Source organism: Collinsella aerofaciens (assembly GCF_005844325.1).
Taxonomy (GTDB): Bacteria; Actinomycetota; Coriobacteriia; order Coriobacteriales; family Coriobacteriaceae; genus Collinsella; species Collinsella aerofaciens_G.
On record NZ_SPFY01000023.1, the window covers coordinates 1 to 21,672 of the forward strand.

A 21,672-nucleotide genomic window follows, 5' to 3' on the forward strand; every position below is an offset into this window, starting at 1 on the left:
CCGCAGGAAGCTTGGATACGCCTAGGCGCGGTCCAAGAAATCGTCCGCACCCCCAGGTAGGAACTATTCCACCGCAACCTTTTTCCTCCGTCCCCAAGGGATCATTTGGCGGTGCCGTTAAGCGGAAGGGGTGTTATCGGCGGCCTCCTTTTGGGCATACAATGGCTATTGGTTTGCTGCGGTGAAGGTCTGTCCGCTCCGCAGCTTTTTTCTACGGTTAAAGGAGTATGTATGTCCGTTGAGGTCATGAGATCTGTGATCGAGGCCGCCGAGGGTCGTGTGCCCGTTGACACGCTGTTTGCCAACGCACAGATTGTCGATGTGTACGGCCAGCGCGTGGCGCCCGGTAGCGTTGCCGTCAAGGATGGCGTGATCGTCGGTGTGCTCTACGATGGTCGCGACGATGCCGCCGGTACGTATGAGGCTGCCGAGGTCATCGATTGCCAGGGCCGCTATCTTGCCCCCGGTTTTATTGACGGACACTTGCATATCGAGTCTTCGAACATCCGCCCTGCCGAGTATGCGCGCATGGCGGCGGCGCGCGGTACCACCACCGCTATTGCCGACAGCCACGAGATCGCCAATGTTTCCGGCTTGGACGGCCTGCGCTTTATGATCGAGGACGGTCGTCGCGCTCCTATTTCCATCAAGTACATGATGCCCTCGTGCGTGCCCGCACTGCCCGACGAGCAGGCCGGTGCCGTCATCACCGCTGCCGATATGCAGGCATTTTTTGCCGAATATCCGGGTGATGTCTTTGGTCTGGGCGAAATGATGAACCTGCCGGGCGTCTTTATGGCCGATCCCGAGACCTGTGCTCGTATCGACGCTGCCAACCAGACGCCGTCCAAACAGGTTGACGGTCACGCCCCGCTCGTTGCCGGCAAGGACCTCAACGCCTATGCCGCAGCTGGCATTATCGCCGACCACGAGTCGACGATTCCCGAGGAGGCGCTCGACAAGCTATCTCGCGGCATGTATGTGATGCTGCGCGAAGGCACGTGCAGCCATGACCTGGCCAATCTGTCTCCGATGCTGCTGGAAAACCCCGCCCGTGCCCGCCGCTGCTGCTTCGCGACCGATGACCGCGCTCCCTCCGATGCACTTTCGACCGGCATGATCGACAACGCCTGCCGCGTGGCTATCGAGGCCGGCATTGACCCCGTGGTTGCCATCTCTATGGCGTCCCTTTCCACGGCCGAGGCGTTTGGCCTGGACCACGGTTGCCGCGACCCGCATGAGCTGCGTGGCGCCATCGCCCCGGGCAAGCGTGCCGACCTGCTGTTGCTCGATGACCTGACGTTTGCTAAGGCTCCGCATCGTGTTTATGCCGCCGGTGCTTTGGTGGCGCAGGACGGCACCTTTGTGGGCGAGATTGCACCCGAGATGGCCGAGGTTGCGGCCCTTGCCGATGAGCTGCGCGCCTCCGTTAGGCTGCCGAAGCTTTCGCTCGACGTGTTCGATTATGCCTTTAAGCCGGGCGAGGCGGTTATTGATGTGATCCCTGGCATGGCTATCACGGGCATGGTTCGTCCCGAGACTGACGATGACTTGCGTCGCATTATGCTTATCGAGCGCCATGGCCGCGGCGTGTCGCTGCAGGCCGAGGGCGTCGACGGCGACGGTCCCGCCGGCATGGGGCTCGTCGGCAAGCATATCGGTCGCGGCTGGGTGCGCGGCTTCACCATCACGGGCGGTGCCATTGCCTCCACGATCGGCCACGACTCGCACAACGTGTGCGTGGTGGGCGACAATGCGGCGGATATGATGGCTGCCGTTGAGGCCGTGGGCCAGGGCGGCCACGTGCTGGTGCGCAACGGCGAGGTCGTGGCGCGCATTCCGCTGGCGCTCGGTGGCCTTATGAGCGAGGGCACGGCCGAGGATGTTGCCGCGCAGCACGACGACTTTATGGTCAAGGCGCGCGCCATGGGTATTGAGCCGCCGCTCGACCCCATCATGGGCATCATCTTCCTGCCCCTGCCGGTCATCCCGACGCTCCGCATCCGCCCCGAGGGCATGTTCGACGTCACAACCTTCACCTACGCCGACTAGTCATCGGGGACGTTCTTAAACGACTAGTCATCGGGGACACTCTTTGGCGGGCTGCCTGACGCCGCGACCGTAGGACCTCTGGCATGTGTGAGCTATTTGCCAGGTCCTTGTAACGTTTACGCCCGCGGAGTCTTATTTGAGCTCCCTTTGGGTACGTTGGAATCGGATACGCGTCTGATTCCAACAAGCCCGAAGGGAGCTTTTCTATGTTTAAACTGATTGCATCCGATATGGACGGCACACTGCTTGACGAAAACGGCCAGGTGCCTCCCGAGACCTATGAACTGATTCTGGCGCTACACGAGCATGGCGTGCATTTCGCCGCATCGTCAGGTCGTCGCTACGATCGCCTGTGCGAGTTCTTTGCGCCCGTTCGCGACAAGATGGACTTTGTCGCCGCTAACGGCGCCCAAGTCTACGCCGACGGTAAGATGGTAGACCGTGAGGTGTATTCCCACCTGGCGATTCGAAGGCTCGCCCAAGCCGTCAGGACGTTTCCCAATCTGCATCTTGCGCTCTTTGACCGAACCAAGTCCTTCCTGCTCGATGACGAGTGCAAGTTCGTGCGTGAGGTCGATAAGGACCTTCCCAATGCCGAGCGCATTTGGGAGCTGCCCGATCCCAGCGTAAATATCATCAAAGCGAGTATCTTTTGCGACGACAGTGCGGTTATGGACAGTGCGTACGTGCTACAGCGCGAACTCGGTCAGCTCTTTACCTTTGCGCCTTCGGGCAACGCGTGGATTGATGCCATGCAGCCCGGTGTGTCGAAGGCCTCGGGTATTGCACAGCTCGCGGAGCATTACGGCATTGGGCGCGACGAGGTCATGGCGTTTGGCGACTCGATGAACGACTACGAGATCATTCGCTTTGTCGGCACGGGCTGCGCGATGGAAAACGCGCGCCCTGCGCTCAGGGCGGTTGCCGATCGCGTGGTGGGTCGTAACCGCGACCACGCCGTTCAGCAGGAGCTCCGCCGCGTGCTAGAGGGCCTCGCTTAATCCGGCAGCTGGGGACGTTCCCGTTCTGCCGGCAGTGGGGGACAGTCCTTGCAGCTTTTCACGAAGAGTGTCCCCAACGACTAGTCATTCAAGAACGTCCCCAATGACTAGCCGATGACTAGGCGAGGGCGGCCATGATGGTGCGGGCGACGCCGTCGTGGTCGTTGTCGAACTCGGTGATGGCGTCGGCGGCGGCGCGGTCTTCGGGCTCGCCGTTGATCATGGCTATGCCGTGGCCTGCTGCCTGCAGCATGGGAATGTCGTTGATGTTGTCGCCGAACGCCCAAGCGTCGGCGAGACGCTCGCCCAGGTGCTCGCAGAGCCACGTGAGGGCCGTTCCCTTGGTGGCGCCCTCGCCCATGACCTCGATATTCATGGCGTACGAACGCGTGACTTCAATGCCTCCGAGCGTGTCGAGTTCCGCCGCGATGGCGTCGCGATCAGCCGGGTTGTGCCAGTACATGGCGATGCGCTCGAGCGTCTCGACCTCGTCGATCTTGCTGTCGATATCCATGTCGATCGGTGTTCGTGTGCGCTTGAGCGAAGCCGCGATGTGGGGGTCGCCGCCGCAGAATTCGTCCAGGCGCGTGTAGAGCGAGCGGGGGAGGAAGCACTGCCCATCCGCGAAGATATCGAAGGTCACATCGTGGCCGGCGGCGATGCGATGGATGCGATGGGCAATGCCGCAATCGAGCGGACGGCTCAAGATGCACGTGGCGCGCGAGGCGTCGGTGGGCACATCGTCGTCGAGCTGCCAGACGCTGGCGCCATTGGCGCAAACGGCATAGTGCACGGCGGTATGGGCGAGGATGGGCTCAAAGATGCCCGACAGCGGACGTCCCGTGCAGGGCACAAATTCAATCCCGCGTCGAGCGAGCTCGTCGAGCATCGCCCAGGTGGCATCACTCATCTGCTTATCGCTCGTCAACAGCGTTCCGTCCATATCGGAAAACACAATCATTTGATGCAGCCCTTTCTGCTGGCATAAAAAGCGTGGCCGAGGGCGATGATGCCCTGGCCACGCTCGGGTTCTATAACGGTCCGCGTCCTAGCGATCGGCGAGCGGCTTGTACTCCAGCGGCTCGATAACCGGGCGATACGCGGGGCGAATAATGCGGTGCGCGCAGAAGAGCTCTTCCATGCGGTGTGCCGACCAGCCGGCCATGCGGGCGACGGCGAATAGCGGCGTAAAAAGCGTCTCGGGTACGCCGAGCATCTTGTAGATAAAGCCCGTGTACAGGTCGATGTTGGCACAGATGGGCTTGGTCATGCCGTGGTCGCGCATCACCTGCGGTGCCAGGCGCTCGATGCGCTCGATGAGCGCGAACTCCTCGCCCAGGTCCTTCTTGGCGGCAAGCGTGCGCGCGTAACGGCGGCAGACCTCGGCGCGCGGGTCGCTCAGCGTGTAGACGGCGTGGCCCATACCGTAGATGAGACCCGTGCCGTCGAAGGCCTGCTTGTCGAGGATCTTGCCCAGGTAGGCTGCGACCTCGTCCTCGTCCTCCCAATTGGAGACGTGCGCACGGATGTCCTCGTGCATGGACACGACCTTGGCGTTGGCGCCGCCGTGGCGCGGGCCCTTGAGTGAGCCGATAGCCGCGGCGTAGGCGGAATACGGGTCGGTGGCCGAGGAGGACAGCACGCGGCAGGCAAACGTGGAGTTGTTGCCGCCTCCGTGTTCGGCATGCAGCATGAGCATCACGTCGAGCAGCATGGCTTCGTCGCGGGTGAATGCCATGCCGCCGCGCAGGACCTGTAGGATGGTCTCGGCGGTGGAGAGGCCGGGCGTGGGGTGCGGCACGTGAACTTCGGAGCCGCGAAGCTTGGCGACCGAGGCCATGTGTGCGAAGGCGGCGATGCGCGGGAGACGTGCGAGCATGGAAATGGCGACGTCGATTTCGTGCTCGGGCGTAATGGCGTCGGGCTCGGCGTCGAAGGCGTAGAGCAGCAGCACGGCGCGCTGAAGCACATTCATGATGCTCGACGACACCGTGGTCATGGGGAACTCTTTGACGTACTCATCGCTCAGGTGCCTAAAAGCGCCCAGACGTCCGCAAAAACCGTCGAGCTCCTCTTTGTTGGGCAGCGAGCCCGTGATGAGCAGGTAGGCGACCTCTTCGTAGCCATAGCGATTCTCGGCCTGGGCGTTGTTGACCAGGTCCTCGATGCTGTAGCCGCGCAGCGTAAGCTTGCCCTGGTCGGGCACGACTTTGCCGTCGACCTTGTTGTAGCCGTGCACGTCCGAGATGCGGGTAAGGCCCGCGACCACGCCCGAGCCATCGGCATTGCGCAGGCCGCGCTTGACGTTATGCTCTACGAACAGGCCCTCGTCGTACGGGGCGGTCGGCAGGCCGTGGTAGAGGTTTTCGCTTTCGGGCGAAATCTGACGGCTCGCCTCGTAATCCAGAACCAGGCGGCTCAGGTGATCGTCGAAGCGGTAGTAGATTTTCTTGGCGTCGTAGGCCATGCGCGCTCCTCTCCGGTCCGCTTTGGGGCCGCGCGCTTGGACGATATGACGTCAAGCTGCCCCGAGCGGCTTGTTCGCTACAGGCGGTACATAAAGTTAAAGACGTCCTCGCGCTGGATGGACACGTTGACGCCCGAAAGCTCGCCGGCCTCGGCCAGGGCCTTCTGCAGCTCGGCGAAGTCGAGCTTGGACTCGGCGGTGTCGGCCAGCATGGTCATGGTGAAGATGTCCTCGATAATGGACTGCGTGATGTCGCGGATGTCGACGTTGGCCTCGCCCAGAACGCGGGTGACGCCGGCGACGATGCCGGGGCGGTTCTTGCCAAGGACGGTGATGACGATACGGGAGGACGAGATCTCGGCCATGGGAAACCCTTTCGCGTGGTTGCGGCGCGCGCGGGGCGCTCCGCTACGGTACAGTGTTCATCATTGTACCTGTCTGGCGCAAAAAAGGCGCGCTCGCTGCAGCGTTACATGCCTGCAACATGAGCGTAAGGGGGAAGGCCGTACGGGGAAGAGCCGTCTGGCGCGTGTCCGGCTCGTGTTGGGTTGATTTCCGATCTCAGCCGAACACATTGAGCGGACAGGCCGTTCCCGCAGTCAGCCGAACGCCTCCGACGGCTGATTCCGAACTGGAAGCGGAGGGCATCCCCGCCCTTCGGTAGGGGATACCGCTCCGCGGCGCATGCCGCGGGCGGCGCCCCTATCGGACCACCGTGACCTCAGTTGGGATGGGCCCAGCACTGCCGCGTACTCGGTGAGCTAGAGCCAACTGTTCATCTTCACGTCGCGTATGGCGATATTTCGGTCGTCCGGCTCGGTGATGCCGTAGCCGAACGCCTGGAGCGTCTCGATGGACTCCTGGATCCTCTGTTGGAACATGGGACCCGGATCGACCCTCGGCCCGAGGTGCCCGCGCCAAAGGCACGGCGTGGCGCGCAGCATGTTATGGATTTTGGAGATGGGCTCGATGTCGGCGTAGACGTTGAGCGTCGCCATGGCGTCCTTGTGGCCGAGGATCGATTGGAGCGCCTTGATATCGCCGCCTTGGCGGATCCACTGCGTTGCGAACGTGTGGCGAAGGCCGTGGAACGTGATCAGCTCGTCGTTGGTGCCCATGAGGCCGTTGGTCTCCGAGAACGTCTTGAACGCCCTGCGGATATAGCTTGTCGTCGCGAAGGTCGCGCCCGGCTCCGACAGGATGTAGCAGTCCCCGATCTCGACCGCCCCGGTAAGGCCGCGCAAGCGCAGCTTTCCGCAGTCGATCTCGTGGGTCTCCTTCAGGAAGGGGAGTAGGCCGACCGGGTCGATGGGGATACCCCTGGCGTCATGGGTCTTGGTGTCCTTGATGAACGAACCCATTCCCTTCGCGTACGCCACCGAGTGTCTGATCGAGATCAGGCCCGTCTCGAAATCCACATCGCACCACCGAAGGCCGCAGACCTCGCCGATTCGCATCCCCGTGTGCAGGGCGAGTACGACCGCCCTCTAATCCTCGGCGGACCAATCGAGTCCGAACTCCTTTCGGGCATCCTCTTCGCTCATGACTTCGAGAAGGTCTCCGGGTTGGCAACGAAGGGCGAGGCATAGCTGCTCGAGCGTGTTGAAGCGAATGCCGCGAATATGCCCTTTTTTAATACGGGACAGGTTCACGGGCGTGGTTCCAATCCTTTCGGCAAGTTCGTTCGAGGAAATCTTTCGCTCGGCCATGATCTTGTCGAGGCGAACAATTACGGGCATGGCGTTTCCTTACGCAATCTCGTCGGAGTCGAGGTACAGCTCTCGGGCGTACAAGAAGAGCTGGGAAAGCATGAACAGGACGATGCCGAGAACCAGAGAGGTCCAATCGAATGATGAAGCGATCTCTTGGGCGCCGACGGCCCCCTCGCCGCCAAACATCGAAACGGAGGTTTTGAGTGAGCCGGCGTAGAGGCTGGTGGCAGCTTGAACAACGAAGAGAATGCCGAGCACCTTCAAGCATGTCGCAGACCCTTTCTTGAAGGGGTCTCCGCTCTTGATCGTCCACACGAGAACGGCGCTGAGGATGGTCGTAGCGATACCGATGACGGCAGGGACCAATGTCGAGATCGCAAGGGCTGGATACGCGGGGGAGTCTGCAATTACAGGGTTGTCGAGCACTTCGATTGCTGGCTTTAAGGAGAACGCCACTTGTGCGATGGCGGTGGCGCAAAGGGTCGCAGAGGCTATCGCACATGCGATGCGGAAGGAATGAAGCCGGGGAGTGCGATTGTCGGAACTCATAATAACCTCCGAAGAATTTAAAAAACTCAGGTTACTTTTTAACAGTTTATGTTAAATTGACTTTGCCGGCAAGTAATAAGGGCCGAGCATTTTGTTCGGCCCCTCTGTTCCGACTGGATGAGGTTAAGGTTGGCGATGAATATGCTCAAAATCTCGAAGGCGATCTTTAGGTCGCTTCTCTCCTCCAGGTCGCTCTGTGTTGTCGTTGTTGCGTTGATGGTTCTTTGTGCTCTGCCCGTCTTCAGGAGCGCGGCTGGCATCGACGGACGGGTCGAATACCTCGAGTCGGGAATAACCCGTGTTGAGCAGGAATTGTCAGCATCCTATGCGGATGCGCTTGTGAATGCGGGGGAGGACGGTGTCTATACCTCTTCATCAAGCATGCCCGCGCTTCTGTACCCTCTTGCCGCGGGACGTCTTATCTTGGCACCGCTCTCTCCCCTACTTCCGTTTCTGCAGATATCGGATGGAGAGTACACCTATTATGACGGATCGAAGGAGTACTTGCTATGGGTCGCAACGGCCGTTGCCGTCTCGTTCCTTGCCGCGCGTCTTAACAAACGTGAAAAGCTCATCATCCAGGCACCGATGGGCGAGCTGGGTAGACTTGTTGCATCGAGCGTATGGGCGAGTGTTTTTGCAATGCTTGCCGTCCTCGCCATCAATCTTCCAGGGATAATCGCCGCGCTTGTGAAGAATGGCCCGGGCTCGCCGTTCTATCCGATAGGCTACATTCAATATGCGACTCCGGTTATCAAACCGGCTTGGCTGGTGTTCGCGCAGACGGCCATCTTGCAATTCTTGGTGGCAGCGTTCATCTCGCTTGTCGTTCACCTTGCCGTGAAGATTGCCAATAACCCTACGCTTGGAATCGTGTTCGTATGTGCCCTGATGGGGGTGACGATGGTTCCCGGGTATTGCGGAAGATCCATCGCTTTACGTGAGTTCGCCCTGTTGAATCCCCTTACGTATGCGAACACTGAGTTGACCGTCGGCGCCTATAGCCCGTACCCGACAACGCAGATAGTGAATCTGCCTGGACTTTGCTTCGAGCGTGGCGCGATTGCCCTCGTATGCGCAATCGGGATCGAGGTGCTGGCAATTAGCCTGCTTTGCGTTGCTGGAAAGAGCGGCTGCGCGTGCCCGATATCCCCGATTTGTCTTGAGAGAGGTTCCTTCACTGCATCGAGAACGGCAACTCGTTCGAGCGCTTGTGCCTCCGCCGTTGCATACGTAAGAACGATGGGGAAACTGCTCCTGCGTTCTCCTACCCTCGCCGTATGCGCGATTGCAATGTCGACGACGATGCTGGCCCCGGCTCTGGTCGAGATGTTTCCTGACGCTGATAACGTTTCCGCTGTTCGGTATAGGGATGGGGAGCTCCGTTCAATAGATCGGTATCTAGAGCAGAACGCTGCGAATATGGACGTCGAGGGCAAAGCGGCCCTGGAAGACATGCGGGATGCTCTTTCGGGTTTCGTGTACGCGCCTATGCCTGCGGAGGGGTTTCGAAGCCTTGCGACGTACGAGCGCGCTCGAGGTGAGCTGGGCGCGGCAGATGCGACTCTCCTGCAATCGATCGGAATCGAGCCGGAGACTCCTTCTCGTGCGGAGGCGCGCGCCCTTCTGCTTGAGTCGATCGCGAGCTTGCCGGACCCCAAGGTTTACGAGTTAAGTACGAAGATGCCCCCATTAATCCTCCTTTCGTATCTCCAGGCAGCGCTTCCCTCCTTATTTTTGCTGTTGCCCGTGGTTGTCACATCGCTCGCGTGCACCCACCTGCAGTGTCGTTCCCTTCTGGTTCTCCAGATCCCCGCAACAGCGCATGTGCGTTTTCTGACGGCTGTTGCGCTGGCTCCCCTGCTTGGCTTGGTGCTGCTTTTGGTGTCGATGGTTCCCGCTGTCGTTGTGTCCGTGATTAAGAACGGTGCGGGTGGATCGGAGTATCCCGTCGCTCTCATTCGGGCGGGAGCTTCGACAACGTCCATGGTGGGGGAGGCGGTGTTGTGCAGTATTCCGTTGCTGGTCATGGCATACGGCGTGATTTCCGTCGTCGCTGCGTTGACAGCAGCGATTAGCCGCAACCCCGTTGTCACCGGAATGGTTTGCGCGGTTCTCTTGGTGTTGGGTTCGTTGAGCGCTCATGTTGAAAGCGTGGGCATGGGCGTCGCGCTGCTGGCTCCATTCGCCTCGTTTGATTCCGCTTCCCAGGTGGGGACGATTGGGTTCCTTGGGCGAGGGACGAACGCGATGCCTTTTGGAGAGGTCGTCGGCGCATCGGGCGCTCTGCTGGTGGTCTTGGGCGCCGTATCTCCGTTGATGGTGCGCCTGAGTGTTCCAAAGATCGAAAGGGGATGATCTCGATGATTGACCTTCAAACGCTGACGATCTCTTATGGAAAGAAGGTGCTCGTAGATTCGGTGAACGCTGAGTTTGCCCCGGGTACGGTCTACGGTCTCGTCGCTCCGAACGGGCATGGAAAGACGACGTTGCTGCGTGCGATGGCAGGTTTGCCGGGTCCTCGCGTGGACGGGAGCATCGTTCTGGATGAGGTGCAGGGTACGGGTGCGAGAGAGGTCCGTTCTATGATCTTCTATGCACCTGGTGAGGGGACGCTGCTGTATCCCGGATTGCGTGCGGAAGATCACCTCAAGATGGTTTGCGATATGTGGCCGCATGCTCGCGATATCGAAGAGATAGTGGAACAAACGCAGATAGGCGAGTTCGCGAAGATGAGGATCCGCACTCTGAGCCAGGGCATGAAGCAGCAGCTTACCCTGGCGATTGCGTATGCGACGGGCGCGCGGTACCTTCTATTAGATGAGCCCATGAACGCGCTCGACCCCAGCAGGGTGGACTTGCATTCCGAGATTCTCAGGAAGCTGGCCGATTCTGGTACGTGCATCATCATGTCATCCCACATCTTGGATTCGGTCGATAGGCTGTGCGATGAGATTCTGTTTTTGAAGGATGGGAGGCTCATTAGAAGCATTCCGCAAGATGATGCTGCGCCGAAGTCTCCTGGATCCCATTTCGCAAAGCCTGCCGGACGCGCCGAGGGTGCGCTAAGCACGTATCGGCGACTCTACGAAAAGGGCGGGTAGAAATGCAAGTTAAAAATCTATGTGGCCAATGTGATACCGTTGAACCCGCGCATCGATACCGCTCAGCCATTCGCCTCGCCCCCGTCGCACGCATCTTCATCCGGTCTGTTACTTTTAATCTAACAATTCTTTGAGGAACGTAGGTGCTTCTGAATGTACTGTCGACTTCTTCTCAAACTAATCCTAAGAGACAAGGCCGTATGGATTTCCACGCTCGTTCTCGCTGCAGCCTTTTCCGTCCCCATTGCGTTCAATTCACCCATCTACGGGCCCTTCTTTATGAAACAGGGCATGCAGGGCTTTGTCGACGCATTCAATACGCGCGCGCCCCAGGCCAGCGGCACAGACCTATCTCCAGAGCAGCAAAATGACGCGGAGCTTGCAAGATACGCGAACGCCGCCCTCGCCGCTCAAACCGACGCCGCCTTTCTCGATTCTGCCGAGAGCTACTACGCGCTCATGGGCGAAGGCTTCCAATCCGGGTCCATCGTGGGGGACCAAGAGACCAATGACGCAGCGCTCGCATATTGCCGCGCCCTGAGCAGCTCCGGCATCGCGGATATCCCGGCCTCCGCAAACGACCTGCCATTCCTCTCCTTCCTGCCCTACGCCATTGCCACGGCGCCGTCTTTCCTTCCCTTCATCCCCTTCCTTCTCTCGTCGATACTCGTGCTCGGCGCCACAAGGCCCGGGACCCTGGCGGCAAAGGCGCCCGTGCCCAAATTCCGGCGCCTTATCCAGATCGTGTTTTCGATAATCGCCGCGGGGACCGCGATGCTCCTCGCCGGCCTCGCACCCGGGGGCATTTACGCCTTGGCCCTAAACGGCTTCGGGCAAATCGGGTACCCGATCTCCTTCTTCCATGACGGCGCGCTCACCACCACGACCGCGGGAAACGTCTTCACGACCATACTTCTCGCGCTGCTCGCGGGCGGAACCTTGATATCCGTTTGTTCCGTCGTCCTATCGACCGCAACGAGGCGCGTCCTCGCGGGCCCCCTTGCCTCCGCGTTGCTTGTCGCGGCCCCGGCATTCCCGTTACTGTCCGATTCGGCACTGGGGCATAATGCCGCGCTCGGGCTCCTGCCGCTGGCCGTGTTCTCGCCTATCGAGGCGACGGGTTACGTAGGATGCTTCCCGACAGAATTCATTGGCTCCGGTTCGGGCAGCGCATCGATGCTTGCCGTGGCCCTGGCATACGTCGCGGTCTTCTTTGCGGTCGGCGCCGTTGCGACACGTTCGCCCAAACAGTATGGACCCGCGAAAAAGCACCATGGGCTCGAGCTCCTGGACGTGAGCGTGGGATACGGAAGCACGACGATACTTTCAATCGGGTCGCTTTTCCTGAGCCCGGGAACGGCGGCGGGCCTCGTTGCTCCCAACGGCTCGGGGAAAACCACCCTTCTTGAAGCGCTGTCGGGCCAATTTCCCACCCGCATCCGCTCGGGAAGCCTGGCGGCAGACGGAATCAGCCAACGTCGATCAGCCGAATTTGCAGAACTCGTCTACCTGAGCTCTTCAGGCGGCACGGATCTCTACCCCACGCTATCGGCCATCGAGCACCTTGCTTTCGTTAGGGAGGCGTGGAAATCGGCCGCCGACATCGACTCGCTCTGCAGCTCCCTCGGAATCTCCCCATATCTCGACAAGCCGACCCGTAAACTCTCGACAGGAATGAAGCAGCAGGTAAAGCTTGCCATGGCGATATCGACCGATTGCCCGTACCTCATCCTCGATGAGCCGCTGAACGGCCTCGATCCGGGAAAGCGGAAAACCTCCTGCGACGCGATGCGCAGCGAGGTGGCGCGGGGACGAAGCGTGCTCATTTCAAGCCATCTGCTCGACGACCTGGCAGACCTCACCGACTCGTTCTACTTCATCGAGGCCGGCACGCTCGTGGAAAAGATCGAGTCGTCCTCGCAGACGCTCAAGCAGGAATACCTCGATACATACGAGCGAGGTGAATGACATGAAACTATTTGAACAGCTGAAGTCCAATGCGTCGCGCATGGCTGTCTACGCCATCCTCGTGGCAACGGCTTTATGCGGAATCGCGGCACCCGTCTATGCGCTCAACGGGGAGAAAGGCGATGTCGAACCCGCGTACATGGCTTCGACGGTTAAGGACCGGTACAAAGCCTTCTCTGGAGACACGTTTTACGTAGCAGGGTACGACACGACCTACCGTCAGCTTCGCTACAACAAGGGCTACGACTATCTAGGCGCAGAGGCAATCAGCTATACGTCGGGTTGGTACCGCTCCAACTATGGACACATAACCCAGTTCAAGTGTAACTACCGTGTGTACAACTAAAGCAACCGGCCGGGACGAGGGGTGACGCAAAAGCGTCGCCCCTCGTTTTTAACCATGTCAACTGAACCTAGTTCAGTTTGGTTGATTTCCGATCTCAGCCGAACACATTGAGCGGAAAGGCCGTTCCCGCAGTCAGTCGAACGTCCCCGGGGCCCTTCTCAGGCCCCGGGGACGGCATTTTCCCAGTTGAAGGAACGGTGGAGATGTGTTTCGATGGGTCAGATTCGTGTCGTTCCGAAAAGACCGTGAACCTTTTGTGGGACGCGCGGTGCCGTGGTACCATAGCCGAGTTTGTTGTCTTGGTCGGAAACCAAGACGCCTTATGCGCTGATCGGTAACCAGCGCCTGACCAATAAGGAGTCCTACCATGAAGCAGGGTATCCATCCCCAGTATGTCGAGTGCACGGTGACGTGCTCCTGCGGCAACACCTTCAAGACGCACGCTACCGTGTCCGAGATGAAGGTCGAGCTTTGCAACGAGTGCCACCCGTTCTACACCGGCCAGCAGAAGTTCGTCGACACCGGTGGACGCGTCCAGCGCTTCGCCGACAAGTTCGGTGGCGCCGCTGCCGCTCAGCTCAAGAAGGCCGAGGAGGCCAAGGCTGCCAAGGCCGCCAAGGCTGCTGAGGCCGAGGCTGCTCGCAAGGCCGCCGCTGAGGCTAAGGCTGCCGAGAAGGCTAAGCGTGCCGCTAAGTTTGCCGAGGAGGCTGCCAAGCAGGCCGCCGAGGCTCCCGCAGAGGCTCCCGTCGAGGAGGCCGCTGCCGAGGCCGAGACCACCGAGGCTGCTGAGTAAATAGCTCGCCGAGGAATCGCTCGCATTCGTGGCTAAAGGGCCGCGTATCCATTTGGGTGCGCGGCCCTTTTCCTTTATTGGTGCAAGCTAACCCGTCCCCATTGCACCAGATTGGTGCGAAGGGGACGGGTTCGTTTGCACCAAATGGCAGAGATACAGCGTTTTCCCAGATAAAAACTGCCAAAATAAACCAGTCCCCTTTTGGCAGGTTGGTCGTAGTTATTACGTGGCGGTCGAGGTCGACCGTATAGGCCGCGCCTTGTTTGGCTAAAGTACAATCATCTGTGTTTAACTCGCCCGCAGCTGCACGGCGTGGGCGATGGCCAAAAAGGAAAACCACATGGGATTCATGTCAAAGCTGCTGTCCTTTGGATCCGATAAGGACCTTAAGCGCTACTACAAGATCGTCGACCAGATCAACGGTCTTGAGCCCCAGTTTGAGAAGATGACCGAGGAGGAACTCCGCGCCCAGACCGATAAGTTCCGCGAGCGTTACGCCAACGGCGAGTCGCTCGACGACATGCTTCCCGAGGCTTTTGCCACTGTGCGCGAGGCTTCCAAGCGCATCACGGGCATGCGTCACTTTGACGTACAGCTCATCGGCGCCATGGCGCTTCATGAGGGTCATATTGCCGAGATGAAGACCGGCGAGGGCAAGACGCTCGTCTCCACCTTGGCCGGCTACCTCAACGCTATCGCCGGCAAGGGCGTGCATGTCGTTACCGTCAACGATTACCTGGCAAAGCGCGACTCCGAGTGGATGGGCCGCATCTACAAGTACCTGGGCATGACCGTCGGTCTGCTCCAGAACAACATGCCGCTCGAGCTCAAGCGTCCGGCCTACCAGGCAGACGTCACCTATGGCACCAACTCCGAGTTCGGTTTCGACTACCTGCGCGACAACATGGTCACCCGTCCCGAGCAGCGCGTGCAGCGCGGTCACAACTACGCCATCGTCGACGAGGTCGACTCCATCCTGATCGATGAGGCCAGGACGCCGCTCATTATCTCGGGCGCCGGCACCAAGTCCGCCAGCACCTACAAGGACTTCGCGCGCGCCGTGCGCGGCCTGGAGCGCGGTGAGGACGTGTCGCACGACATGCTCACCGCCACCGAGGACGTCGAGCCCACGGGCGACTACGTCATGGACGAGGCCAAGCACACCATCGCCGCCACCGAGCGCGGTCTTAAGAAGATCGAGCGCCGCCTGGGTATCGATGACATCTATGCCGATCTCTCCGGCCAGCTGGTCAACCACCTGCAGCAGGCGCTGAAGGCCCAGTACATGTTCCACCGCGATAAGCAGTACGTGGTCACCAACGGCGAGGTCAAGATCGTCGACGAGTTCACCGGCCGCATTATGGAAGGCCGCCGTTACTCCGAGGGCCTGCACCAGGCCATCGAGGCCAAAGAGGGCGTGCTCGTACGCGAGGAGAACCAGACCCTGGCCACCATCACCCTGCAGAACTACTTCCGTCTGTATGACAAGCTCTCCGGCATGACCGGCACGGCACTTACCGAGGATGCCGAGTTCCGCGAGATCTACAAGCTGCCCGTCGAGGTCATCCCCTCCAACAAGCCCGTGCAGCGCGTGGACCACGAGGACCTGGTGTACCGCACCATTCAGGCCAAGTACAACGCCGTTGCCGACGACGTCGAGCGTCGTCACGCCAAGGGACAGCCGGTCCTGGTGGGCACCGTCTCCATCGAAAGCTCCGAGAAGCTGTCCGCCGCCCTTACCAAGCGCGGCATCGCGCACGAGGTCCTCAACGCCAAGCATCACGAGCGCGAGGCTCATATCGTTGCCCAGGCCGGACGCTACGGCGCCGTGACCATCGCTACTAACATGGCCGGTCGTGGTACCGACATCCTGCTGGGCGGCAACCCCGACGAGCTGGTGCGCGAGCGCCTTGAGTACGAGGGCCTGACCATAGAGGACGTGACGCCCGAGCAACTCGAGCAGTTTAACGCCGAGGCCAAGGAGACTTGCAAGGCCGAGCGCGAGCGCGTGCTTGCCGCCGGCGGCCTGACCGTTATTGGCACCGAGCGCCACGAGTCCCGTCGTATCGACAACCAGCTGCGCGGCCGCTCCGGCCGTCAGGGCGATCCGGGCGAGACCCAGTTCTACCTGTCGCTCGAGGACGACCTCATGCGCCTGTTCGGCGGCGACAAGATGGACCGCGTCTCCAAGATGATGGTCACGGCCGACATGGGCGACGACATGCCCATCCAGCACAAGATCATCTCCAAGGCCGTCGAGAGCGCCCAGCACAAGGTCGAGAGCATCAACTTCTCCATGCGTAAGAGCGTCCTTGAGTACGACGACGTCATGAACAAGCAGCGCCAGGTCATCTACGCCGAGCGCAATAAGATTCTGGACGGCAAGGACCTGACCGACCACATCACCGAGGTCATGCACGACACCGTGTACCGCTGCGTGCAGGAGTTCTGCACCAAGGACAGTCACGATGGCGAGCGCGACCTGGAGGGCCTGCGCAAGTGGGTTGTGGAGCTCACCGGCCACATCGATACGCCGAAGTTCCCTGACGAGGATTATGAGGCCCTGGCTGCCGATGTCCTGGCTTACGTGGAGAAGTGCTACAACATGAAGGCCGAGCGCTTGGGTGAGGACCTGATGCGCGAGCTCAACACCCAGGTCATGCTGCGCGTCATCGATACCCGCTGGATGAACTACCTGCAGGAGATGGACTACCTCAAGACCGGCATCGGCCTGCGCGGCTTTGGCCAGCGCGACCCGCTGGTTGAGTACAAGACCGAGGCCTACGGCGCGTTCCAGATACTCGTCGATACCATGTATGAGGATTACCTGCGCACGGTTCTGCGCATCGAGATCAAGGCTGCCCCGCGTGCCGTGGAGCACAAGGAGGAGCCCGCGCTCGAGGGTGCGCGCTTCTCCGGTCCTGCCGAGGTCGATGGTGACAACGGCGACTCGGTGCTGCGCAAGCAGGCGCAGGTGCAGGCCCGCACGGCTGTCCAGGGTGGTCCGGCTGCCGTCAACAACGGTGGCAAGGTGACCACCTATCGCAAGTCCGAGAGCGACGATCCGTACGTCAACGTGGGCCGCAACGACCCGTGCCCCTGCGGTAGCGGCAAGAAGTTTAAGTACTGCCACGGCAGGAATCGTTAATGGCTGAGGCTTTAGAGGTAACGCCCGCCGAGCTGGACGCGTTCGCGGACCGGCTCGGTGAGGTCGAGTCGTATCTCCACCTGGACGAGAAGCGTACCCGCGTGTTCGAGCTCGAGGCCAAAAGTGTTGCCCCTGGCTTTTGGGATGACGCCGACGCCGCCCGTGCCACCATGGAGGAGATCGCGCGCACCAAGGAAGATATCGCTGCCGTGGACACCGCGCGCGGCGAGCTTTCCGATGCCCGCGCCGCGCTGGAGCTTGCCGAGGAGATGGGGGATGACCCCGACGCCGCCGCCCTTCGCGAGGAGGCTGCAGCCACGGCTGAGCGCCTGGCCCGTGCCATCGATGAGCTTGAGCTTTCGAGCTGGTTTACCGGTGAGTTCGATCACGGCGATGCCATCGTGACCATCAAGCCCGGACAGGGTGGTCTGGAGGCCCAGGACTGGACCTTCATGCTCTTTAAGATGTACATGAAGTACTGCCAGCGCCGCGGTTGGAAGGTCACCATCAACGATTGCCCCGCGGCCGAGGTCATCGGCATCGATCGCGCGACCTTTACCGTCGAAGGCAAGGATGCCTTTGGCATGCTTCGCGCCGAGGCCGGAGTTCACCGCCTGGTGCGCATTAGCCCCACCGACGACAAGAAGCGCCGCCAGACCACGTTTGCCGGCGTCGAGGTCATTCCGGTGCTACCCGACGATATCGATATCGAGATTAATCCCGATGACATTCGCGTCGACGTATACCACGCAAGCGGCCCGGGCGGTCAGGGCGTCAACACCACCGACTCCGCCGTGCGCGTGACGCATTTCCCCAGCGGTATCGTGGTCACGTGTCAAAACGAGCGCAGCCAGATTCAAAACAAGGCCGCGTGCATGCAGATCCTCAAGGCGCGTCTGTACGAGATTGAGCTCGAGAAGCGCGCCGAGGCCCTGGATGAGATTCGCGGACCCAAGACCACGATCGGTTTTGGCAACCAGATTCGCAGCTACGTGCTCTACCCGTACCAGATGGTCAAGGACCTACGCACGGGCGTGGAGACCAGCAATGTCGAGGCCGTTCTTGACGATGGCGACCTGGACCCGTTTGTTATTGGCTACCATCGCTGGGCCACCGGCAACGCCGATGCAGAAGGCTCGGAGGTCTAAAACATCGGGCAGCTTCAAGCCGATGTTAAGCCCAACGGTTGGACGGGTTTGTATCCAGAATAAACCCTGCGCAGGGGTGGTTTTTGTCCGGCGAATCGGTAGAATCGAATACAAGAAGAAGTTCAAAGCGCATCCGATGGGGTGCGCTTTTTTAAAGGAGGCAGCATGGCATATCGTCTGGACATCAAGCGCATTCTTTCGATGAACTTCTTTCACGATCTGCCCCAGATCATGTTGGGGTGTGCCTTGGCCGCCATCGCGACCGACCTGTTTTTGATTCCCAACGGCCTTGCAGCCGGTGGCGTTACGGGCCTTGCGACTATTATCCAGGCAGTCGGCGCAGCGCGAGGCGTGTCGCTTCCCGTCGGTATCCAGACCATCGTGATGAATGCCTTGCTGCTACTGGTCGTTATGCGCGAGGGCGGCATGTTCTACGTGGTGCAGACGGCGACGGGCTTTGTGCTGCTGGGCTTCTTTACCGATCTGTTTGCCCCGTTTGTTGCGCCTCTGGCACATGCTGACCTGATGCTTCCCGCTATGTGGGGCGGCATTATCACGGGCATCGGTTACGGCATGGTATTGCGCGCCGGCGCCAACACCGGCGGCTCGGACACGATTGGCCAAATCATCTCGCGTAACACCTCGCTGCCGGTAGGCTCGACCGTCATGGCAATCGACGTTGCCGTATGTGCGGCATCGGCTCCGGTCTTCTCGCTCGAAAATGCTCTGTATGCAGGACTTTCGATGGTGATCAGCGGCTATGTGATTGATGCCGTGGTCGATGGCGGCAATAAGCGTCGTATGGTGCTCATCATCTCGGATAACTTCCCCGATATCGCGGCCGACATCATGTATGGTCTGGGCCGCGGCTGCACCAAATTAAAGGCGACCGGTATGTATTCGGGCGTCGAGAAGCCGGTGATCATGGTGATCGTTAGCCGTCGAGAGCTCAACACCCTTAAAACGATCGTGCGCGAACGCGATCCTCACGCCATTGTGACGGTCGCCGACGTTACGGAAGCCTTCGGTGAAGGATTCAAGGACATTAACGCGTAGGCTGAATTTCGGTTTGCGGATCATTTTTGTGCCGGGGCGAGAGGCAGCCACCGCATCCAAAAGACGTTCACATTGATAAACCGTTTCATCAGCGGTTCTGCCTGCTAAATTGTTCAAATAATGATAAAAACTCTGGTAAAGCCATCAGTTTCCAGCATAATGAATGACGTACGTGCATTGCGGCTGTGTTGGGATTACCTTCGGTGCCGTGCGCATTTTGTCTAATGAGGATGAAAGGAAGGCACAATGAGCGACGAAGAGCTCAAAAAGGTTGCCAACGAGGTAAGGAAGGGCATCGTCACCGGCGTGCACGCTGCCAAGTCCGGCCATCCGGGCGGTTCGCTCGGCGCTGCCGACATCATGACCTATCTGTACTTTGAGGAAATGAACGTCGACCCGGCCGATCCCCGCAAGGCCGATCGCGATCGCTTCGTGCTTTCCAAGGGTCACTGCGCGCCTGGTCTGTACGCCGTGCTTGCCGAGCGCGGATTCTTCCCCAAGGAGGATCTCGAGACGCTGCGCCACATCGGCAGTCACCTGCAGGGTCACCCCAACATGAACGACACCCCGGGCGTCGACATGTCCACCGGTTCGCTCGGCCAGGGCATCTCCGCCGCCGTGGGCATGGCGGTTGCCGCTAAGCACTGGGGCGATACTTACCGCACGTACGCCCTGCTGGGCGATGGCGAGAGCGAGGAGGGCCAGGTCTGGGAGGCCGCCATGTTTGCCGGCAACCAGCAGCTCGATAACCTCTGCGTGATCGTCGACCACAACGGCCTGCAGATCGACGGCCCCGTCGAGGAGGTCAACGACCCCATGCCGCTCGCCGACAAGTTCCGTGCCTTTAAGTTCCACGTGGTGGAGCTTGCCGACGGCAACGATTTCGACCAGATCCGCGCCGCCTTTGCCGAGGCTCGCGCTACCAAGGGTCAGCCGACCGCCATTATCGCCGAGACCATGAAGGGCAAGGGCGTCTCCTTTATGGAGAACCAGGTGGGTTGGCACGGTAAGGCCCCCAACGATGAACAGTTTGAGCAGGCCATGGCAGAGCTCACGGCCGCCGGAGAGGAGCTCTAGGATGGCAGACGTCAAGAAAATCGCCACGCGCGTAAGCTACGGCGAGGCCCTCGTCGAGCTCGCCAACGAGCACGATGACTTTGTGGTCCTCGACGCCGACCTGGCCGCCGCCACGCAGACCGGCAAGTTTAAGGCCGCCTGCCCCGACCGCTTCTTCGATGTGGGCATTGCCGAGAGCAACCTGATGGGTGTTGCCGCCGGTATCGCAACCACCGGTCGCGTTGCCTTTGCGAGCACCTTTGCCATGTTCGCCGCCGGTCGCGCCTTTGAGCAGGTCCGCAACTCCATCGGCTACCCGCATCTCAACGTCAAGATCGGCGCCACGCACGCCGGTATCTCGGTGGGCGAGGACGGCGCCACGCACCAGTGCTGCGAGGATATCGCCCTGATGCGCGTCATTCCCGGCATGACCGTCATCGTTCCCGCCGATGACGTCGAGGCCCGCGCCGTGACGCGCGCCGCCTACGAGTGCGACGGTCCCGTGTACATGCGCTTTGCCCGCCTGGCCTCGCCGGTCATCAACGACCCCGAGACCTACAAGTTCGAGGTAGGCAAGGGCATCGTCATGCGCGAGGGCACCGACGTTACCATCATCGCCTGCGGCCTGATGGTCGGCGAGGCCCTCGAGGCCGCTGAGCAGCTTGCTGCCGAGGGCATCGATGCCGAGGTCATCAACATGCACACCATCAAGCCCATCGATGCCGACCTGATCGTCAAGAGCGCCACCAAGACCGGCCACGTCGTGACCGTCGAGGAGCATTCTGTAATCGGTGGCCTGGGCAGCGCCGTTGCCGACGTCCTGTGCGAGCAGTGCCCGACGCCCCTCAAGAAGATCGGCGTCAACGACACCTTTGGCGAGTCCGGCCCGGGTGCCGAGCTCTTGCACAAGTATGGCCTGGACGCCGCCAACATCGTGGCGACCACCAAGGAGTTCTTGGCATAAGGCAAGGCGGATCTCAAGGACTGTTTCGCCAGTACTATGGAAACCCGGCAGGGGCGCTCTCTTGGAGAGCGCCCCTGTTTCAGTTGCGGTGAAATAAGGACTGTTTTGCCAGCTTAAAGGCTCAACAGTCCCTATTTCACCGCAACTCATGAAGACGCCCCTCAAGCACGGTCCCATCAGGGAAAAGGGCATATATCGGCAAAGTGCAATTCAGACCCTTCCAACTTTGTATATGCAGCACCCCAAGATAAACGCGGCGGCCCCTTAGTAGCCGCAGGCCGCGTACAGGGTTACCTCCCGAATCTTTC

The 21,672-nt window shown here is 60.4% G+C and carries 18 protein-coding genes; 12 read left to right on the top strand and 6 right to left on the bottom strand.

The genetic code is table 11. From position 1 onward, the window contains the following. Positions 1 to 231 precede the first annotated feature (231 nt). Complete coding sequence (locus FGQ61_RS07475) at positions 232 to 2,052, top strand: adenine deaminase (RefSeq protein ID WP_138375112.1); 1,821 nt, start codon at positions 232 to 234, stop codon at positions 2,050 to 2,052. A gap of 206 nt (positions 2,053 to 2,258) precedes the next feature. Next, on the top strand, positions 2,259 to 3,053 hold the full coding sequence (locus FGQ61_RS07480) for a Cof-type HAD-IIB family hydrolase (protein ID WP_055287476.1): 795 nt from the start codon (positions 2,259 to 2,261) through the stop codon (positions 3,051 to 3,053). Between the two features lie 118 nt (positions 3,054 to 3,171). Here FGQ61_RS07480 and FGQ61_RS07485 read toward each other — a convergent pair whose 3' ends face one another. The 6 genes from FGQ61_RS07485 to FGQ61_RS07510 all read right to left on the bottom strand — a co-directional run bounded on the left by FGQ61_RS07485 (position 3,172) and on the right by FGQ61_RS07510 (position 7,781). Beyond that, entirely contained in the window at positions 3,172 to 4,014 is an 843-nt protein-coding gene (locus tag FGQ61_RS07485; protein ID WP_138375113.1) for a Cof-type HAD-IIB family hydrolase, read from the bottom strand. 87 nt (positions 4,015 to 4,101) lie between these two features. Then, the gene (locus tag FGQ61_RS07490) at positions 4,102 to 5,520 is read right to left on the bottom strand and encodes a citrate synthase (RefSeq protein ID WP_138375114.1); all 1,419 of its coding nucleotides are present in this window, start codon (positions 5,518 to 5,520) and stop codon (positions 4,102 to 4,104) included. Positions 5,521 to 5,597: 77 nt separating this feature from the next. Further along, a complete protein-coding gene (locus FGQ61_RS07495; protein WP_006235289.1) occupies positions 5,598 to 5,885 on the bottom strand; it encodes an ACT domain-containing protein in 288 nt (95 codons plus the stop codon). A gap of 396 nt (positions 5,886 to 6,281) precedes the next feature. Further along, a complete protein-coding gene (locus FGQ61_RS07500; RefSeq protein ID WP_270225426.1) occupies positions 6,282 to 6,989 on the bottom strand; it encodes a site-specific integrase in 708 nt (235 codons plus the stop codon). An 18-nt stretch (positions 6,990 to 7,007) separates the two neighbouring features. Then, the gene (locus FGQ61_RS07505) at positions 7,008 to 7,259 is read right to left on the bottom strand and encodes a helix-turn-helix domain-containing protein (protein ID WP_006235292.1); all 252 of its coding nucleotides are present in this window, start codon (positions 7,257 to 7,259) and stop codon (positions 7,008 to 7,010) included. A 9-nt stretch (positions 7,260 to 7,268) separates the two neighbouring features. Next, entirely contained in the window at positions 7,269 to 7,781 is a 513-nt protein-coding gene (locus FGQ61_RS07510; protein WP_006235293.1) for a DUF2975 domain-containing protein, read from the bottom strand. Positions 7,782 to 7,916: 135 nt separating this feature from the next. Between FGQ61_RS07510 and FGQ61_RS07515 the strand changes: the two genes are divergently transcribed. From FGQ61_RS07515 to FGQ61_RS07560, 10 genes are all read left to right on the top strand, one after another. Next, entirely contained in the window at positions 7,917 to 10,139 is a 2,223-nt protein-coding gene (locus FGQ61_RS07515; protein WP_138375115.1) for a hypothetical protein, read from the top strand. Between the two features lie 5 nt (positions 10,140 to 10,144). Continuing rightward, complete coding sequence (locus FGQ61_RS07520; protein WP_117769450.1) at positions 10,145 to 10,885, top strand: ABC transporter ATP-binding protein; 741 nt, start codon at positions 10,145 to 10,147, stop codon at positions 10,883 to 10,885. Positions 10,886 to 11,038: 153 nt separating this feature from the next. After that, entirely contained in the window at positions 11,039 to 12,853 is a 1,815-nt protein-coding gene (locus tag FGQ61_RS07525; RefSeq protein ID WP_138375116.1) for an ATP-binding cassette domain-containing protein, read from the top strand. Position 12,854: 1 nt separating this feature from the next. Further along, positions 12,855 to 13,199: a hypothetical protein gene (locus tag FGQ61_RS07530; RefSeq protein ID WP_138375117.1), complete on the top strand. Its 345-nt coding sequence runs from the start codon at positions 12,855 to 12,857 to the stop codon at positions 13,197 to 13,199. 367 nt (positions 13,200 to 13,566) lie between these two features. Beyond that, positions 13,567 to 13,992: a 50S ribosomal protein L31 gene (gene rpmE, locus FGQ61_RS07535; protein WP_006235303.1), complete on the top strand. Its 426-nt coding sequence runs from the start codon at positions 13,567 to 13,569 to the stop codon at positions 13,990 to 13,992. Between the two features lie 340 nt (positions 13,993 to 14,332). Beyond that, positions 14,333 to 17,140, top strand: coding sequence for a preprotein translocase subunit SecA (gene secA / locus FGQ61_RS07540; protein ID WP_138375118.1), 2,808 nt, complete (start codon positions 14,333 to 14,335; stop codon positions 17,138 to 17,140). Further along, a complete protein-coding gene (gene prfB, locus FGQ61_RS07545; protein ID WP_138375119.1) occupies positions 17,140 to 18,288 on the top strand; it encodes a peptide chain release factor 2 in 1,149 nt (382 codons plus the stop codon). Before secA ends, prfB begins: the two co-directional genes overlap by 1 nt. 165 nt (positions 18,289 to 18,453) lie before the next feature. After that, positions 18,454 to 19,344 carry a YitT family protein gene (locus FGQ61_RS07550; RefSeq protein WP_138375120.1) on the top strand — a complete coding sequence of 297 codons (891 nt, stop codon included), beginning with the start codon at positions 18,454 to 18,456 and terminating at the stop codon, positions 19,342 to 19,344. 246 nt (positions 19,345 to 19,590) lie between these two features. Continuing rightward, positions 19,591 to 20,421: a transketolase gene (locus FGQ61_RS07555; protein WP_006235308.1), complete on the top strand. Its 831-nt coding sequence runs from the start codon at positions 19,591 to 19,593 to the stop codon at positions 20,419 to 20,421. A 1-nt stretch (position 20,422) separates the two neighbouring features. Next, the gene (locus FGQ61_RS07560) at positions 20,423 to 21,364 is read left to right on the top strand and encodes a transketolase family protein (protein ID WP_089572234.1); all 942 of its coding nucleotides are present in this window, start codon (positions 20,423 to 20,425) and stop codon (positions 21,362 to 21,364) included. The last annotated feature ends 308 nt before the right edge of the window (positions 21,365 to 21,672 follow it).

Excerpts from the sequence above, each read along its gene's own strand:
- FGQ61_RS07475 (WP_138375112.1), top strand. The coding sequence starts at position 232 with ATGTCCGTTGAGGTCATGAGATCTGTGATCGAGGCCGCCGAGGGTCGT.
- FGQ61_RS07480 (WP_055287476.1), top strand. The coding sequence starts at position 2,259 with ATGTTTAAACTGATTGCATCCGATATGGACGGCACACTGCTTGACGAA.
- FGQ61_RS07485 (WP_138375113.1), bottom strand. The coding sequence starts at position 4,014 with ATGATTGTGTTTTCCGATATGGACGGAACGCTGTTGACGAGCGATAAG.
- FGQ61_RS07490 (WP_138375114.1), bottom strand. The coding sequence starts at position 5,520 with ATGGCCTACGACGCCAAGAAAATCTACTACCGCTTCGACGATCACCTG.
- FGQ61_RS07495 (WP_006235289.1), bottom strand. The coding sequence starts at position 5,885 with ATGGCCGAGATCTCGTCCTCCCGTATCGTCATCACCGTCCTTGGCAAG.
- FGQ61_RS07505 (WP_006235292.1), bottom strand. The coding sequence starts at position 7,259 with ATGCCCGTAATTGTTCGCCTCGACAAGATCATGGCCGAGCGAAAGATT.
- FGQ61_RS07510 (WP_006235293.1), bottom strand. The coding sequence starts at position 7,781 with ATGAGTTCCGACAATCGCACTCCCCGGCTTCATTCCTTCCGCATCGCA.
- FGQ61_RS07515 (WP_138375115.1), top strand. The coding sequence starts at position 7,917 with ATGAATATGCTCAAAATCTCGAAGGCGATCTTTAGGTCGCTTCTCTCC.
- FGQ61_RS07520 (WP_117769450.1), top strand. The coding sequence starts at position 10,145 with ATGATTGACCTTCAAACGCTGACGATCTCTTATGGAAAGAAGGTGCTC.
- FGQ61_RS07525 (WP_138375116.1), top strand. The coding sequence starts at position 11,039 with ATGTACTGTCGACTTCTTCTCAAACTAATCCTAAGAGACAAGGCCGTA.
- FGQ61_RS07530 (WP_138375117.1), top strand. The coding sequence starts at position 12,855 with ATGAAACTATTTGAACAGCTGAAGTCCAATGCGTCGCGCATGGCTGTC.
- rpmE (WP_006235303.1), top strand. The coding sequence starts at position 13,567 with ATGAAGCAGGGTATCCATCCCCAGTATGTCGAGTGCACGGTGACGTGC.
- secA (WP_138375118.1), top strand. The coding sequence starts at position 14,333 with ATGGGATTCATGTCAAAGCTGCTGTCCTTTGGATCCGATAAGGACCTT.
- prfB (WP_138375119.1), top strand. The coding sequence starts at position 17,140 with ATGGCTGAGGCTTTAGAGGTAACGCCCGCCGAGCTGGACGCGTTCGCG.
- FGQ61_RS07550 (WP_138375120.1), top strand. The coding sequence starts at position 18,454 with ATGGCATATCGTCTGGACATCAAGCGCATTCTTTCGATGAACTTCTTT.
- FGQ61_RS07555 (WP_006235308.1), top strand. The coding sequence starts at position 19,591 with ATGAGCGACGAAGAGCTCAAAAAGGTTGCCAACGAGGTAAGGAAGGGC.
- FGQ61_RS07560 (WP_089572234.1), top strand. The coding sequence starts at position 20,423 with ATGGCAGACGTCAAGAAAATCGCCACGCGCGTAAGCTACGGCGAGGCC.